Source organism: Kitasatospora sp. NBC_01300, from assembly GCF_041435235.1.
Taxonomy (GTDB): domain Bacteria; phylum Actinomycetota; class Actinomycetes; order Streptomycetales; family Streptomycetaceae; genus Kitasatospora.
Genome location: NZ_CP108408.1, coordinates 1,318,063 through 1,333,069, shown reverse-complemented (window position 1 = coordinate 1,333,069; position 15,007 = coordinate 1,318,063). Strand labels below are relative to the sequence as shown.

Genomic DNA, 15,007 nt, shown 5'->3' with positions numbered 1-15,007 from the left:
CAGATCACGTCAGAGAACGGGCGATGCGGTCCCAGGTCTCGACCCGGGCCATGGCATCGGTGACGAGGTCGAGCGCGGCGGCGATGTCTCTGCCCGGCCCGTGGAGAGTGGGAGCGGTGGTGGTGAGCCAGTCCAGGGTGATGCGGAGGAGCCGGAGGGTTTCGAGAGCCTCGCGAGCGAACCGGGACATGTCGGTGAGCTGGCGTGCGACGTCACGGTTCTGGATGTTGTCGCGGGTCTGCGGGTGGTGGTCGAGTCTGCTGAGTGCGGTGTGTACGGCGGCATCGATGTCGGGAATCAGCGCGGCGAACTCCGCTGCACAGGACCTGAGTTCCACGGCGGGGCGGGCGATCGCGGTGCTGAGGCGTTCGGCCGCCGTGCCGTCCGGTGCGGTAGCCAGGTCCGGCACGAGCTCCTCGGCGAGCGCGGCGATGTCGTTCACCAGCCCGGTGACCGCCTTGAGGCCCTCGGTCAGTGGGGGCATGGTTCTCTGGAACGTGGCGAGGAGGTTGGTCGGGGTGGTGACGGCGGTCGGCATCGGCTCCTGCCGGGGACGGAGGCCGAGCAGGATCCGCACGGGGAGGAACGGCGTGAAGCCGTTCCGGAGGGCTCTGACCAGTGCGCCCTGGAGATCCCGGCGGGCGTGTGCGAGCCCGGTCTCGGATCGCTCGAACACGATCCTGCCGGTGCGTGGAAGGCCGGGCGGTTGCCGACTGCGTTCACCGATCTGGAGGGTAGGCCGCCCGGTGGTGTGGCGCAGGCCGAGCTCGTACATGACGGACGGCCTGCCGTCGGTCACGTCGGCGATGACGATGTCGGCCCCGAGCACCTGCCGGTAGCGCAGCTCGTCCGGTTGGGCAGGGTCCGAGCGGAGTGGCCGGAGGCCGAGGGCGGCACAGGCGGGGCGGACGATCCGCTGGTAGACCTCCCGGCCGGCGTCGTACGCGTTGCGGTCCCCGGCGGGACCGATCACGACACAGGTCAGGTGGCCCGGTGAAGGCTCCGGGAGGCTGGGCTTGGGTACCGTGGCCGCAGCGATCATGCGAGGTCCTTCCAGCTGAGCCCCGGGAGCGGTGGCGCAATTGTCAGGTGGGACAAGTCATCCTCATAGATGGGGAGTTCCTCGATGCCCAGGGCGCTGAGCAGGCCGACGGTGGGCACCCGGTAGCGGTACCCGGTGCGGATGACGGGGCAGGGAAAGGCGCCGCGGTGGACGAGGTTGTAGGCGGTGGCCAGGCAGATGCCGAACGCGCGCGCAGCGGTCCGCAGGTCGACGGCCAGGGGGAGCCCGAACAACTCGGGGAAGGTGAGTGCCCCCTGGGCGTGGGTGGTCATCGGTCGGCCCCCGCCGAGCGGAGGGGGAGCGTCCCGAGCCGCTGGCCCCGGCGGCGCCGATGGGCGCGCTGGACGACCTCGCGCAGACCGAGATGGTCGGCGAGCTCGCCGAGCCGCGCGCCCTCGATCGCCGAACGGGAGGAGAGGCGCAGCGGTGCGGTCAGGCCGTCCGGGCGGTCCGGCGGGGTGATCGCGAGATCCCAGAGGTCCTCGGCGGACTCCGAGGTGCGGGCGTCGGCCACCGCGACGATGTCCTCGACCGGTCGTCCGCCTGAGGCCGATCGGCGGGCGAAGTCCCAGCCCCGGCGGTCTGCGGCGCTGAGCAACCGCGGGCCGACGTCGGGGTCGTCCGGCGAGACCTCGGCCAGTCGTTCGATCAGGGCGAGCATGATCTCGGATTCGACATCGCGGCGGTCCGCCCCCAGCCGGGCTGAGGCCTGCCGGGCGACCCGCCTGAGCCGAGGCAACGCGAGCCAGACCACGGCCTCGACCCACCCGGCTACCTCCGTCGAGCCGATGGCCATGGCCAGCGAGTCGTGCTGAGCGAGTGCGACGGCACGACGCCAGATCTCGCGGCGCAGCGACTCGTCAACCGGCTGCTCGTACAGGGCTGCGCGCGCCTGCGGCAGGTCGAGGAGGCGGGTTGCTCCGCCGATCTCGACCTGGAGAGCGTTCGGCCGCAAATGGGCGGCGCTGGTCACCCGCTGGTGGATGACGTCGAGCACACTGTTGTACGTGATCAGAGCCATGGGGCGGTTCCTCCAGTCGAACGGTGCGTGTCGATGTAGGGCTTGAGTGCCGAGTGAAAGCGGTTGATCGCGCGGGAAAGCCTTCCGACTTCCTTGGGGGGCTGGTGTGGGGCGCTGTCGGGGGCGATGAGGAGGTTGCCTGAGGGAGTGGGGATGTACAGCCATGCCCGACGGGCGAACTCCTTGTCGGGGACGGTCGCCAGGATGCGGCGGAACCGGTCGGGGTGCAGACCGGTGTGCCGGGACACGACCGCGTCCTCGTACACCCGGTCGGAGACGATCGCCACCAGGTGCGTCGTCTCCTCGCTGGCCTTGGCCAGGACGGCCTTGACCTCCTGGGAGTCGAGCAATCGGTGCAGCTCGTTCCTTGCAGGCCCGTTGCCCTCGCCGGGTACGCCTTCGGGCGCCACGTGGCCGGAGTGGACGCTGACCCGCATCCGCAGTCGGACGTGGCCCGCATCGGCGTTGTGCTTGGCGAGTTTCTCGTCGAGGCGGTCGAGGAAGGGGTGGACGACAAATCCCAGCAGTGTGGGATCGAAGCCGAACGTGACCCCGTCGCCGGAGTTGACGGGGAACCGCTTCGTGGTCCGGAGGTCGTCGAGGCCGGCTGCGGTGAGGGCGGCGTCCAGGATCTCCTCAAGGTAGGCACTGACCGGTGCGTGGACGGCACCGGGCAATTTGGTGAAGCCCTTCAGGTCGACGCAGAGCAGGCCGGAGAGCGGCGGCAGGGGCCGACTGACGATGCCGGGGAGTGACGGGGGTTCGGGCATGGCGGTCTCCAGGAACGCAAGGTTCGGCGGTCGCCGGGCTGACGACGAAGAGTCTGCGGTCGGCCGGCGAGGATTAGGGGGCCCGCGACCCCTTAGCGGTGTGTCCTGCACCACACTTCGTTCGTGGTCGGCGAAGGGGCGCGGCAGGGTAGCAGTCGGTGCCGGGCGGATCGCGCCTCATGCGCCAACTCGTCTTACCTGGGCCTTGGTTGGCGATCGCTCCCCTAATCTCCCGCCATGAACTTGTGCAACAACTCCTCGTCGGGGCTGCTCATGGGCCCGAATCGGACCTTTCAGGCGCTCGTAGGCCCGGCCGCGTGGAACGGCGTCCTCAAGGGCACCGAGCGGAGGAAGCTCCCGGCGGGCCGGAAGCTGGTAGGGCAGGGCGACGTGGGCGCCTTCGTGATCGTCGTGATCAGTGGTGTGGTGAGGGTCGACCAGATCGGGGGTGGTGCCGGCGCCGGTAAGCGGCTGCTTGCCTTCCGGCGTGGCGGCGATCTCATCGGGGACCTCGCCGTGCTCGGTTTCGGCGTGCGGACGGCCACGGTGACGGCGTACACCGACTGCGAGGTGGCGATCGTGCCCGGGGAGACGTTTCGGAGCCCCGGTTTCCAGCGCGACTACGGCTTGGCGATCTCGTCGTACATCGCCGGCCGACACTGGGAGGCCCAGATGCTGGCGCAGCCCGGCGACAACCGGGCTCGGGTCGCGTGGGTCCTTGTGCCGCTGCTCGACCACGAGGAGAGGCGTACTCGGAGTGTGGCGAATGACATCCAACTTCCGGTTGTCCAAAGGGATCTCGCAAGTTGCCTGGGCATCGGCGCCAAGCAGGTGCGGCAGGTCGTGTCGGTGACGCCGTTCGGCGGGACGCTGGCCGGTCGGCGGGGGCGGCTCGTGGTCGAGGACCCCGAGGGGCTGCGCGCGGCCGCTGCGCGGCTCGGCGGGCTGCCGTGAGCGGTTGACGGCCGTTGTCACGTCGCGTGTCACGTCGCGGCGATCAGGGCGGCGCCGGTCTCGAACACGTGGTGCCAGGCCTGGTCCAGGAGGTAGGCGCCGTTCATGCCGTGTTCGGCGAGGCGGAGGAAGTCGCCCCGGCGGGTGAAGTCGGCGGCCCGGCGGAGGGGTTCGCGGCGGTCGGCGAGGTAGTGGGTGGCGGCGGACAGGGCGAGGGCGGCGAGGAGGCGGCGGGGTTTGGGGCGGAGGCCGAGGGCGCGGGTGCCGAGGAGGAGGGCGGTGGCCTGGGTGGCGGTGTAGGCGGCGACGTGTGCGGTGCAGGCGCGGCGGCCGGCCGGGGTGGGTCGGCCCTTGGTGCCGGCCTGGTGGTCGGTCTGGATCCAGTGGTCGGCGAGGGTGGCGGAGGCGCGGAGGAGGGCGTAGGCGGCGGCGAACGCGGCGGCGCGGGAAGCGGGTTGGGGGGTGGGGGTCGGCGTGGACGTGGGCGTGGGCATGGGTGCGGGCGTGGGCGTGGGTGCGGGCATGGGCATGGGCATGGGGCTCCGATCGGTGGGGTGAAGGTTTCCTGGTGGGGCGGCCTGCTGTGGTAGCAAGGCAGGCATGACGGAACGGCCGGGCGGGCGCAGCTCGTACCACCACGGATCGCTGCCGGAGGCGCTGGTCGCCGCGGCGTTCGAGCTGCTGGACGAGTACGGGCAGGAGAAGGTGAGCATGCGGGAGGTGGCGCGGCGGGCCGGGGTGTCGGCGGGGGCGCCGTTTCGCCACTTCGCGGACCGGCAGGCGTTGTTGACGGCGCTCGCGGACCGGGTGCTGGCGGACTTCGCGCGGTGCCAGGAGGCCGAGGTGGCGGCGGTGGATCCGGCCGAACGGTCGGCCAGGGGGTCGGTGATGCGGGCGGTCGGGCTCGGGTTCGTCCGGTACGCGCTGCACCATCCGCACCGGTTCGATCTGGTGCGTTCGCGGGTGTTCGTGGCCTCGCGGGAGCCGGAGCTGCGGGATCAACTGGAGGGCATGGACCGGGCGTTCACCGGTCTGATCGTGGCGGACCAGGAGGCGGGCCGGTTGCGCCCGGGGGATCCGGGGCTGATGGGGCTGGCCGGGCAGGCGCTGGTGTTCGGGCTGGCGCAGATGATCGTGGACGGCTACCTGCCGGAGGAGGAGGCGGAGGAGCTGGCCGGGAAGGTGCTCGACACCTTCGGTCAGGGAATCGCCAACCTTCCTTCGCAGTAACCGATTTGTGCGTGCAGCGAGCCTTGACCGGGTTTCCCGGCCCTGATGTAATCACCGATTACATGGGGTGCGGGAGGCTGAGATGTCCATGGGAACGACGTTCGTCCGATCGATGTTCGCCAAGCCGACGCCGGGCTACACCACCGCGGGCGCCACCGGCGACACCGTGGTGCTGCTGATCGGCATGCGGATCAACCGCTTCTGGGCCGTCCACCACTGGGGCCCGGTGATGTTCGCGATGTTCCGGATGCTGTACGAACTGGGGCGCAGCCCCGAACGCGGCCTGCGCGGGCGGATCCTGCTCACCGCCTCGCCGCGCACGTACTACGTCGTCCAGTACTGGGAGTCGAAGGAGAAGCTGTACGGCTACGCGAGCGCGCCGGACGGCTTCCACCACAGCGTCTGGGGCATCGTCAACCGCAAACTGCGGGAGGGGAAGGCCCGTCGGCACGTCGGGCTGTGGCACGAGACGTACGTGGTGCCGGAGGGCGGGTACGAGTCGATCTACTTCGACATGCCGCCGTTCGGCCTCGCGGGCGCCACCGGCTCCCTGCCGCTGGAGGCGCGCGGGCGCCGCGCGTCGCAGCGGCTGGCGTACCGGTCGGGGGAGGGCCCGCAGGAGGGCTCGAAGGAGGGCCGGCAGGAGGGCGCCCAGGAAGGCTCGAAGGAAGGCTCGAAGGAGGTCTCAGGGGAGGCCTCGGGGCAGCGCGTGCCCGAGTAGGGGTGCTCGCCGGGCGCTCAGGGAGTGTCGCGGGTCGGCCCGGGCGCCGCGGCGTGAGAGCGTCGGGGGATGGCGGAGGAGCAGGGCGGGATGCCGACGGGCGCGCCGAGAGGTGTACGGGCGGGCGCGCCGACCGGCGCATCGACCGGAGCACCGGCGGGCGCACAGCCGGGCGGGCCGACGGGCGGGCCGGTGGTGCACGAGGTGCCGTACCACGCGCAGTGGGAATCGGCCGAGCTGGTGCGGGTGATCATCGACGGGCAGGTCGACGCGGCCGAGGACCCTCGGTGGGGGCAGTCCGGTGCGGCCAGCCCGGAGGAGTACGCGTGGTGGTCGTGGCGGCTGTGCGGGGTGGCCTGCCTGCGGATGGCGCTCGACCACTGGTGGGGCCTGGCGCCGCCGGCGCTCACGCTGGCCGGGGAGTGCGTGGCGGCGGGGGCCTACGTCCGGGACGGCGAGAGCCTGCGCGGACTGATCCACACACCGTTCGCCGACTACGTCCGGCGGCGGTGGGGACTGGCCGCGCAGGCACGGGAGTTGGCGCCCGCGGAGCTGGCGGCCGAGGTGGCCGGCGGGCGGCTGGTGATGGTGTCGGTGCACCCCGCGATCCGGGAGCCGGCCGGTCCGGCGCCGGTGCGGCGGGGCGGACACCTGGTGCTGGTGGTGGGCGCCACGGACACGGCGGTGGTGATCCACAACCCGTCCGGATTCCCGGGGGAGTCGCAGTCCTTCGCGCACGTGCCGTGGCGGTCGTTCGAGCGCTTCTACGCCGGGCGGGGGATCGTCCTCGGCCCGCCGGGCACGGGTGGTGCGGTGGGCGCCCGATCGGTCCCCGACCAGCAACCGGTCGGGAGCTGACCGGCGGCTGGTCGGGACCTCGTGAGGAGCTGGTCAGGGGCTGGTCAGAGGCTGACCAACCCCCGGTCGGGGGCTGATCATGGGCTGACCGGCCCCTGGCCGGGGGCTGATCAGAGGCTGACCAACCCCTGATCAGGGGATGATCAGGGGTTGTCCGGCAGGCCGGCCGGGTTGACCGGGAGCTGGCTGCGACAGAGCGTCGATATCGGCTTCAACGCGCCGGCCAGGCGGTCGAGTTCGGCGCGCGGGTAGTCCTCCCAGACCCGCGCGGCCGCCAGGTCGGTGGCGGCCTCCAGGGACTGGTGCCGGATCCGGCCGAGTTCGGTCACCGAGCCCGCCGTGGTCAGCCAGCCCCGTTCGACCAGGCGCGCCGCGGCCGCGTCCCACTCCTCGTCCGTCCAGCCGCGCATCGGCTGGAGCATCTCGCGCCGGACGTCCATCGCGCACCGGATCACCAGCGCCTCGCACCCGTCCAGGCCGGCCGCCACCAGGGCCGCCACGTGGCCGTCCCCGCGGTGCTCGCGCATCACCGTGGCGGCCTGCCACAGCCGTTCGTACAGGCCGGAGGGGCGGGGCAGCGCGGCGTTGGCGGCGGCCAGCACCCGGCCGACGCAGTCGAGCCGGCCCGCGGCCCGCTCCAGGGCCTCTACCACCAGTTCGACCTGCGCCGGGTCCACGTGCTCCAGCAGCCGGGCCAGCGCCGCCGCGGAGCCCTTCAGCCGGGCGGCCAGCGCCTCCTCCGGGCTGGCGTGCGTCCACACCTCCGGCAGCGCGCGCTCGACCATCGCCGGGGAGAAGCTGAAGAACGCGGCGATCACCGGCGGCGCGTCCACCGCACCCAGCGGCGCCGACCGGCTGGCGAAGTAGCCGCGCCAGCCGCCGCGCAGTCCGGCCGCCTCGTAGGCCTCGCGGCTCTCGGGCAGGAAGTAGGTGACGGAGTGCACCGGTTCGAAGAGCCACCACAGTGCACGGGCGGGGTGGACGAGATCGGCCATCGAAGGACCTTCCTCGGAGAGGGGCGGGGCGAACCCGGCCGGACGGGGCGGCTCGGCGGGCGCCGACGGATCGGGCGCGCGCGGGCCGCTTCAGTGCTGATGACCACGGCGGCGGCCGCGGTAATCCCGGACCGGGTGTGATGACGGTCACGGGGAGGTCCCGGCGTGCGCCCGGCGGGGCGGCGGCGCGAGATGATGGGACGAGGTGCCCGCTCCCGGGACGCCGCAGCCCTCCTGTGACCCCTCGTGTGAAGGTAGTCGGTAATGGCGCAGATCAACCCCAGCATCCTGTCCGCGGACTTCGCCAGGCTCGCCGACGAGGCCGAGGCCGTCAGGGGCTCGGACTGGCTGCACGTCGACGTGATGGACAACCACTTCGTCCCCAACCTCACCCTCGGCGTCCCGATCGTCGAATCGCTCGCCCGCGCCACCGACATCCCGCTCGACTGCCACCTGATGATCGAGGACCCGGACCGCTGGGCCCCCCAGTACGTCGAGGCCGGCGCCGGCTCCGTCACCTTCCACGTCGAGGCCGCCGCCGCGCCCGTCCGCCTCGCCCGCGAGATCCGCGCCAAGGGCGCCCGCGCCTCCATGGCCCTCAAGCCGGGCACGCCCATCGAGCCGTACGAGGACCTGCTGCCCGAGCTCGACATGCTGCTGATCATGACCGTCGAGCCCGGCTTCGGCGGCCAGGCGTTCCTCGACATCATGCTGCCGAAGATCCGCCGCACCCGGGAGCTGATCGCCAAGCACGACCTGGAACTGTGGCTCCAGGTCGACGGCGGCGTCTCCGCCGGCACCATCGAGCGCTGCGCCGAGGCCGGCGCCGACGTGTTCGTGGCCGGCTCGGCGGTGTACGGGGCCGAGGACCCGGCCGAGGCCGTGCGCAAGCTGCGGGAGCTCGCGACGAAGGCCTCGGCGGACGCCTGGTGGGCCTGCGGGCACTGAGCCCGGGCGATCGTTCAGGGGCCGGGGCGTTCAGGGGCCGGGCCGGGCGTCGTCCAGGGGGCCAGGCCCGGCCCCGCTCGGCGAGGGGTGGAGGATCCACCGGCCGTCAGGGATGATCGTTGGCGAACGCCCCTCGCCCGGCCCCTCTCGCACGGTGGTGGAACCGCACATGAGCAACCTCGATCGCAAGCCCTCCCCGACCACCTGCGGCCGCGAGGCCGACACCGGACCGGTCAAGGACCTGCTGACCGGGCGCCAGGTCCAGCTCGGCGAGAGCACGATGGTCCGCCGCCTGCTCCCCAACCTGGGCCGCCGGATGGTCGGCGCCTGGTGCTTCGTCGACCACTACGGACCCGACGACATCGCCGACGAGCCCGGCATGCAGGTCCCGCCCCACCCCCACATGGGCCTCCAGACGGTCAGCTGGCTCCACCAGGGCGAGGTGCTGCACCGCGACAGCCTCGGCAGCCTCCAGACCGTCCGCCCGTACGAACTGGGCCTGATGACCTCCGGCCGGGCGATCTCCCACTCCGAGGAATCCCCGCGCCCGCACGCCCGCTTCCTGCACGGCGCCCAGCTCTGGGTCGCCCTCCCGGACGCCCACCGGCACACCGCCCCCACCTTCGAGCACCACGCCGACCTGCCCGTCGTCACCGCCCCCGGCCTGCACGGCACCGTCATCCTCGGCACCCTCGACACCGCCACCTCGCCCGGCACCGCCTACACCCCCCTCGTCGGCGCCGACCTCGCCCTCACCGAGGGCGCCGACCTCAAGCTCCCGCTCGTCCCCGACTTCGAGTACGCCGTCCTCTCCATGTCCGGCAGCGTCGACGTCGACGGCGTCCGCGTCGAACCCGGCTCCATGCTCTACCTCGGCTGCGGCCGCCCCGAACTCCCCCTCCACGCCCGCACCGACGCCGCCGTCCTCCTCCTCGGCGGCGAGCCCTTCGACGAGAAGATCCTCATGTGGTGGAACTTCATCGGCCGGTCCGGCGAGGAGATCACCCAGGCCCGCGAGGACTGGATGTCCACCGCCCGCTTCGGCGACGTCCACGGCTACGCCGGCGACCGGCTGCGGGCGCCGGAGCTCCCCGCCCTCCCGCTGAAGGCCCGGGGGCGCGTGCGCTGAGGCGGGGAGACGGGGGGCGCGGTCGCTAGCGTTCGTCGGTGAGGTCGCGGACGAGGGTGCTGCTCATCTGGGGGAGTTCGCCGTACTCGGGGTCGTCGGCGGCGACGGGGAGTTGGTGGATGACGGCCGCGAGGCGGGGGGGCAGCTTCACGTCGAGGCCGTAGTGGCAGCGGGCGAGGATGTCGGTGAGCACCTGGGCCGGCAGCAGTGCGTGAGGGGTGCTCAGGACGTGCTGCGGCGGGCGGGGTTTGGTGGCCAACGCTTCGGCCTGTTGGCGCCAGACCTCCGCGTCCAGGAACTCCCCGAGGCTGCGGTGCAACAGGCTCAGGAACGATGCGGAGGTGTAGGAACCGCCGCCGGCGGCGAACTGCCACCAGAACTGGGCGCCGTCGCGATGGCCCGCGACGTACAGCAGCGCGCCGAGGACGAGGGCGCCCTCGGGGTGGATCTGCTCGCCGTTGACGAGGAGGCCCAGGGAGGCCGCGGCGGACGGCATCGAGAGGACCAGGGACGCGGCGAGGTCGAGTTCGTGGGCCGCCTGCTTGTGCTCGGAGGACAGGGGGCTCGGGGCGGTCAGCAGCCGGTCCCAGGAGACGCCCGTGCCCCCCGGCTGTGGCCGCGGGGCCCGGGTGGGCAGGTGGATGCCGGCCATGTTCGGGTGCAGGGCCCGGTCGTGCTCGGTGCTCACCGGTTCTCCCCGCGTCGGCCGCCGAGCGCCGCGGCCAGACGGTCGAGAGCCTGGCTCGCGGTCGAACGGACGTTGGCCTCGGTCGTCCCCAGGCAGTCGGCGATCTGCTCGTCCGGCAGGTCGAGCAGGTAGCGCAGCACGATCACGTCGTGCCGCCGCTCGGACAACCGCCGCAGTGCGACGTACAGTTGCTCGTGAGTGCCGCCGGTCTCCATCAGGTGCTGCGCCCGCTCGGCGGCGATCCGCACGGCGTAGACCCACCCGGGGACGCTCGCCTGGGTGGGCAGCGGCTCGCCGTTCATCATCAGTTCCGCGAGGGCGGCGCCGATCTCCTCCTTGAGGATCGTCCAGGCGTGGAACGGTGGGATCTTCTCTCGGAGGATGCGCGGCCACTCCTTCCACACGCGGACCTTCGCGATCTCCACCGCTCTGTGTGCGGCGGCGTCGTCGCGAAGGCGCGCGCGGGCGAACCCGCTCCACGCCCCCTCGTGCGTGTCGCAGAACGCGTCGAACGTCAGGCGGTCCCGGTCTCCGACCACCCAGTCGCTCTCGGTCACGTCCCATTCCTCCCCTGCGGCACGCCTGTCGGCTGCCATCCGGCGCGGGCCGCCGACCGTGGTCGAACCCCACGGCCGTACGGCGGTCACAGTGTGAACTCGCTTCCCTGGTAGGAACATTAAGGCGGATTGGATGCCGAGATGTTAAACCGCGACAAGGTGTTTCGAGATCAGACATAAGGTGCGGCGGATGATGGAGATACCGTGCAGGAACATGGTCAGAGTGAGTCACCACATGCTCTGATTCGGTCGTCCTGCTTCACGGTCGCGTCGTCACCGGTGGCGGCCCTTGCTTGGCCGTTCGGGCGTGTGGGCATAGTGGAAGGGGCCGCGCCAGGGGCCGCCACCGCTCGCCACGGTGGCGCGGGCGCGGATCGGTCCTGTCCCGCGCAGGGCGAGTCGATGACGTATCAGGGGGAACGCATGACGGACGGCACCGCCAGGACCGACGACGTAGAGGTCAACCTCGACATACACCTGGCCCACTCCGCACGGATGTACGACTACTACCTCGGCGGCACGACGAACTTCCCCGCCGACCGTGAGGCCGCCGGCCGGGCCCTGGCGGTCTTCCCGTACGCCCGCTCCGCCGCGCGCGCCAACCGCGCCTTCATGCGCCGGTCGACGCAGCTGCTCGCCGAGGCCGGGATCCGGCAGTTCCTCGACATCGGCACCGGGATCCCCACCTCGCCGAACCTGCACGAGGTCGCGCAGTCGGTCGCACCGGACGCCAAGGTCGTCTACGCCGACAACGACCCGATCGTGCTCCTCCACGCCAAGGCACTGCTGCACGGCACCGAGCAGGGCGTCACCGCCTACGTCCAGGCCGACGTGCGTGAGCCCGGAGACCTGTTGGACTCGGCCCGTGCCGTCCTGGACTTCACCCAGCCGATCGCGCTCAGCATGAACGCCCTGCTGCACTTCGTGCCGTTCGACGCCCAGCGGATCACCGAAGGGCTCAAGGCACAACTGCCCAGCGGTTCCGCGCTGGTGGTCAGCCACTTCACGCAGGACTTCGCCGCCGAGGAGACCGCCCGGCTCATCCAGGTCTACACCGCCGCGGGAACCCCCGTCGCCGCCTGCACCCGCGACGAGTTCGCGCAGTTCTTCACCGGCTGGAACCTCCTGGAGCCGGGCGTCGCGGCCACTCCGCGCTGGCACCCGGCGCCTGCGGACGACACCGAGCACATCACCGACGCAGGGGCCTCCTGCTACGGGGCCGTCGCCATCCGCCCCTGAGCCGTCCTCCCCTGAGCCGTCCGCTCCTGAGCCGTCCTCCCAGTCCGGTAGCTCCCCGTCCAGCAGCTCCCAGTCCGGCAGTTTCCAGTCCGACGGCTTCCAGTCTGGCAGCTCCGGAGCCCGGATGTTCAAGCCCGTACACCGGCATTCCGGGGCCCGGGCGCGCTCGCCGGACGGCTCACTCGCGCCCGCCGATCGCGTCGACCGGCGCCGGCCGCAGGGCGGACCGGGTCGCCACCGCGATCGAACCCCAGGAGAGCGCGACGGTGACCGCCACGATCGCGACGAGGCCGACGGGGGAGACGGACGGAACGGGCGACCCCGTCAGCCCGAGGCTGATGCCGACCAGGGGCGGGATCGTCGCCAGCAGGCCGAACAGCAGCGCCGAGAAGACCACGATCCTGGCCTCGCCGTTCATCATCGCGCGGACCTGGGACCGCTCGGCGCCGATGAGGCGCAGCATCGCGAACTCGCGCACCCGCGCCGCCGTCGCCATCACCAGGGTGTTCACCACGGCGATGGCGATGTAGCCCAACAGCACGGTCTGGAACAGGAGGTTGAGCGCCCAGTCGCCCGAACCGCCGCCCCCGGGCGCGGCCTTGAACGCCTCCTGGCCGCCCACCTGGACCGTCGGGTAGCGCCCGACGGCGCCGCGCAGCGCGTCGGCGAGCGCCTTCGGGTCGGCCCCGTCCGCGGACCTGACCAGCACGGCGGTGTCGACCCGCGCGGTGGTGTGCGCGACGACGAGGTCGTTGGGCAGGGTGACGTCCCCGAAGCCCGGGCCCCGCTCGTAGACCGCCACCACCCTCGGCCTGACCGCCGTGCCGTCGCCGAGCCGCAGGTCGACCGTCCCACCGCGCCGCGCGTGGACGGTGTCCGCGACGGCGCGGCTCAACGCCACCGTCTCGCCGCGCAGTTCCGCGGTGTCGCCCTCGACCACCTTGAGGTCCATGGTCTCGGAGAGCCGTTCGGGCGCGACGCCCTGGGCGGTGAAGACCTTGGTCGCGGTGCTGTCCTCGGACGGGAACGTCAGCAGCACCCGCATCCGGGCCACCGGCGTCGCCACGGCGGCGCCGGGCACGCCGCGCACGGCGTCCACGACCTCCGGGGACACCCCGGCCCCGGACGACGAGGTCAGCACGTGGTCGGCCCGCAGGCCGGCGTCGAGTTGGTCCTGCGACGCGGCGACCGTCGTGGAGGCGCCGAACACCTGCACGGCGGCCAGGGTCACGCCCATGGCCAGCGGGGTGACGGCCGAAGCGAGTCGCCGCGCGTCGGCCCGCGCGTTGGCCTGGGCGAGGAAGCCGGCGGCCGTGGACTGCCGGTTCAGGCGCGGGCCGAACAGCACGACGGCGCCTCTGATCAGCAGCGGGCCGACACAGCCCAGCGCCACGACGAACAGCAGGACCGCGCTCGCCGCGGTGTCGGCGGCGGAGTCGCCCGACACCGCCACCTCGCCCGAGGTCAGCAGCAGCCCGAGCGGGACGAGCAGGAAGCCGACGGCCAACCGGACCCGGCCGATCCTCCCGGGCTCGACGGCGGCGTCCCCGAGCGCCTCGACCGGGCTGGTCCCGGACACCCGACGCGCGACCAGCCAGCCGCCGAGCCGGGCGCCGGCCATGCACAGCACCAGGGAGGCGAGGAAGGGCGGCCACCCCACGTCCATCCGGAAGTCCGCGGGCATCGCGCCCGCGAGGACGAACACGCCGCGCATCACGAACGCGATGACGACGCCGGGGACCGCGCCGACCAGGGCGCCCGCCGACGACACCAGGGTCATCTCGGCGCCGATCATCCGGTGGATCTGCCGGGGCGTCGCGCCGACGGCGCGCAGCAGGGCCAGTTCGCGCCTGCGCTGCCGCACCGACAGGGCGAGCGTGCTCGCCACCACGAACACCACGATCAGCACCATGGTGCCGCCGAACGATGCCGACGTCTCGACCACGAGGCTGCGGGCGTCGCCCACGTCCAGGAACTCCACGTCGCCGCGCTCCGCGCCGGTGTGCGCCACCACGCCGGGCACGGCGGCCGTGATCCTGCCGGCCAACTGCTCCGGGGTGACGTCGGGCCCGGCCCGCACACCGATCGCGTCCACCCGGTCCGGACGGCCGGACAGCTCCGCCGCCCGGCCGTCGGTGAAGAACACCGCGGACTGGCGGCCCAACCCGCCCCCCGGCGGGGAGGCGATGCCCACCACGCGGTACGACGACGCGACCGAGCCGACCACGAGCCGCACCGTCGCGCCGGGCGCCACGTGGGCGCGCGCGGCGAGGCCCGCGTCGAGCACGACCTCGTCGGGCCCGGCGGGCGCGCTGCCCGCTTGCACCGCGAACGGCCCGAGCACCGCGGCGGACCAGCCGTGCCCGACCACGGGGAAACCGTCCGGACCGCCCACCGCGCGGCCGTCCGGGGCCAGCACGCCGAGCTCGACGTCGACATCGCCGACGGCGGACCGGACACCGGGCACGGCGGCGACGGCGGCGACCTTGTCGGCGGGCAGCGTCACGCGCTCGCCGTACCGGACCTCGGAACTCTCGTCCAGCCAGTACGACTGCTCCGCGCCGAGGACCACCGCCGCGCCCGAGTAGCGTTCGGGGGGCACCCCGGTGCTGAGCCCGGACATCAGCAGGATCCCGCAGGCGGTGATCACCGCCGAGCCCGCGACGATCGCGACGAAGGAACCGACGAAGCCGCCCTTGCGCCCCCTGATCGTGCTCCACGCCAGCGCCAGGTCCCTGCGCTCCGGCACCACGAGGCGCACCAGCCGTCGGACGCGACGGATCACCACGCGCCCAGCTGCGTCATGCGCGCCGCGACCTGCCCCGCGGCGATCT

At 72.7% G+C, this 15,007-nt stretch carries 16 protein-coding genes; 7 read left to right on the top strand and 9 right to left on the bottom strand.

What is annotated here, in order from left to right; translation table 11 throughout:
* Positions 1 to 4: 4 nt before the first annotated feature.
* The 4 genes from OG556_RS05705 to OG556_RS05690 are packed head-to-tail and all read right to left on the bottom strand — an operon-like array spanning position 5 to position 2,854.
* Positions 5 to 1,042, bottom strand: coding sequence for a hypothetical protein (locus OG556_RS05705; RefSeq protein ID WP_371516155.1), 1,038 nt, complete (start codon positions 1,040 to 1,042; stop codon positions 5 to 7).
* Positions 1,039 to 1,335, bottom strand: coding sequence for a DNA-binding protein (locus tag OG556_RS05700; protein WP_371516154.1), 297 nt, complete (start codon positions 1,333 to 1,335; stop codon positions 1,039 to 1,041). The genes OG556_RS05705 and OG556_RS05700 overlap by 4 nt, the downstream gene beginning before the upstream one ends.
* Entirely contained in the window at positions 1,332 to 2,084 is a 753-nt protein-coding gene (locus OG556_RS05695) for a hypothetical protein (RefSeq protein WP_371516153.1), read from the bottom strand. The genes OG556_RS05700 and OG556_RS05695 overlap by 4 nt, the downstream gene beginning before the upstream one ends.
* Positions 2,075 to 2,854 carry a hypothetical protein gene (locus OG556_RS05690; RefSeq protein ID WP_371516152.1) on the bottom strand — a complete coding sequence of 260 codons (780 nt, stop codon included), beginning with the start codon at positions 2,852 to 2,854 and terminating at the stop codon, positions 2,075 to 2,077. Before OG556_RS05690 ends, OG556_RS05695 begins: the two co-directional genes overlap by 10 nt.
* Positions 2,855 to 3,091: 237 nt before the next feature.
* On the opposite strand from OG556_RS05690, the gene OG556_RS05685 reads away from it, so the two are divergent.
* Positions 3,092 to 3,808: a Crp/Fnr family transcriptional regulator gene (locus OG556_RS05685; protein WP_371516151.1), complete on the top strand. Its 717-nt coding sequence runs from the start codon at positions 3,092 to 3,094 to the stop codon at positions 3,806 to 3,808.
* Between the two features lie 29 nt (positions 3,809 to 3,837).
* Here OG556_RS05685 and OG556_RS05680 read toward each other — a convergent pair whose 3' ends face one another.
* Positions 3,838 to 4,302 carry a hypothetical protein gene (locus OG556_RS05680; RefSeq protein ID WP_371516150.1) on the bottom strand — a complete coding sequence of 155 codons (465 nt, stop codon included), beginning with the start codon at positions 4,300 to 4,302 and terminating at the stop codon, positions 3,838 to 3,840.
* A 106-nt stretch (positions 4,303 to 4,408) separates the two neighbouring features.
* Between OG556_RS05680 and OG556_RS05675 the strand changes: the two genes are divergently transcribed.
* The 3 genes from OG556_RS05675 (at position 4,409) to OG556_RS05665 (ending at position 6,617) form a co-directional block, all read left to right on the top strand.
* A complete protein-coding gene (locus OG556_RS05675) occupies positions 4,409 to 5,038 on the top strand; it encodes a TetR/AcrR family transcriptional regulator (RefSeq protein ID WP_371516149.1) in 630 nt (209 codons plus the stop codon).
* Positions 5,039 to 5,150: 112 nt separating this feature from the next.
* A complete protein-coding gene (locus OG556_RS05670; RefSeq protein ID WP_371522583.1) occupies positions 5,151 to 5,759 on the top strand; it encodes a DUF4188 domain-containing protein in 609 nt (202 codons plus the stop codon).
* 69 nt (positions 5,760 to 5,828) lie between these two features.
* On the top strand, positions 5,829 to 6,617 hold the full coding sequence (locus OG556_RS05665) for a C39 family peptidase (protein WP_371516148.1): 789 nt from the start codon (positions 5,829 to 5,831) through the stop codon (positions 6,615 to 6,617).
* A gap of 143 nt (positions 6,618 to 6,760) precedes the next feature.
* Here OG556_RS05665 and OG556_RS05660 read toward each other — a convergent pair whose 3' ends face one another.
* On the bottom strand, positions 6,761 to 7,612 hold the full coding sequence (locus OG556_RS05660) for a hypothetical protein (protein ID WP_371516147.1): 852 nt from the start codon (positions 7,610 to 7,612) through the stop codon (positions 6,761 to 6,763).
* Positions 7,613 to 7,876: 264 nt separating this feature from the next.
* Here OG556_RS05660 and rpe point away from each other — a divergent pair, with 264 nt between their 5' ends.
* Positions 7,877 to 8,560, top strand: a complete 684-nt coding sequence (gene rpe / locus OG556_RS05655; protein WP_371516146.1) for a ribulose-phosphate 3-epimerase — start codon at positions 7,877 to 7,879, stop codon at positions 8,558 to 8,560.
* A gap of 169 nt (positions 8,561 to 8,729) precedes the next feature.
* Positions 8,730 to 9,689 (top strand): pirin family protein, encoded by a 960-nt coding sequence (locus OG556_RS05650; RefSeq protein ID WP_371516145.1) that lies wholly within the window; start codon positions 8,730 to 8,732, stop codon positions 9,687 to 9,689.
* Positions 9,690 to 9,714: 25 nt separating this feature from the next.
* Here the strand turns inward: OG556_RS05650 and OG556_RS05645 are convergent, their stop codons facing one another.
* Both OG556_RS05645 and OG556_RS05640 read right to left on the bottom strand, forming a co-directional pair.
* A complete protein-coding gene (locus OG556_RS05645) occupies positions 9,715 to 10,377 on the bottom strand; it encodes a hypothetical protein (RefSeq protein ID WP_371516144.1) in 663 nt (220 codons plus the stop codon).
* Positions 10,374 to 10,934 (bottom strand): RNA polymerase sigma factor, encoded by a 561-nt coding sequence (locus OG556_RS05640; RefSeq protein WP_371516143.1) that lies wholly within the window; start codon positions 10,932 to 10,934, stop codon positions 10,374 to 10,376. The genes OG556_RS05645 and OG556_RS05640 overlap by 4 nt, the downstream gene beginning before the upstream one ends.
* Positions 10,935 to 11,357: 423 nt before the next feature.
* Here OG556_RS05640 and OG556_RS05635 point away from each other — a divergent pair, with 423 nt between their 5' ends.
* Positions 11,358 to 12,173: an SAM-dependent methyltransferase gene (locus tag OG556_RS05635; RefSeq protein WP_371516142.1), complete on the top strand. Its 816-nt coding sequence runs from the start codon at positions 11,358 to 11,360 to the stop codon at positions 12,171 to 12,173.
* Between the two features lie 178 nt (positions 12,174 to 12,351).
* Here the strand turns inward: OG556_RS05635 and OG556_RS05630 are convergent, their stop codons facing one another.
* Complete coding sequence (locus OG556_RS05630) at positions 12,352 to 14,961, bottom strand: ABC transporter permease (protein WP_371516141.1); 2,610 nt, start codon at positions 14,959 to 14,961, stop codon at positions 12,352 to 12,354.
* Positions 14,962 to 15,007 lie beyond the last annotated feature (46 nt).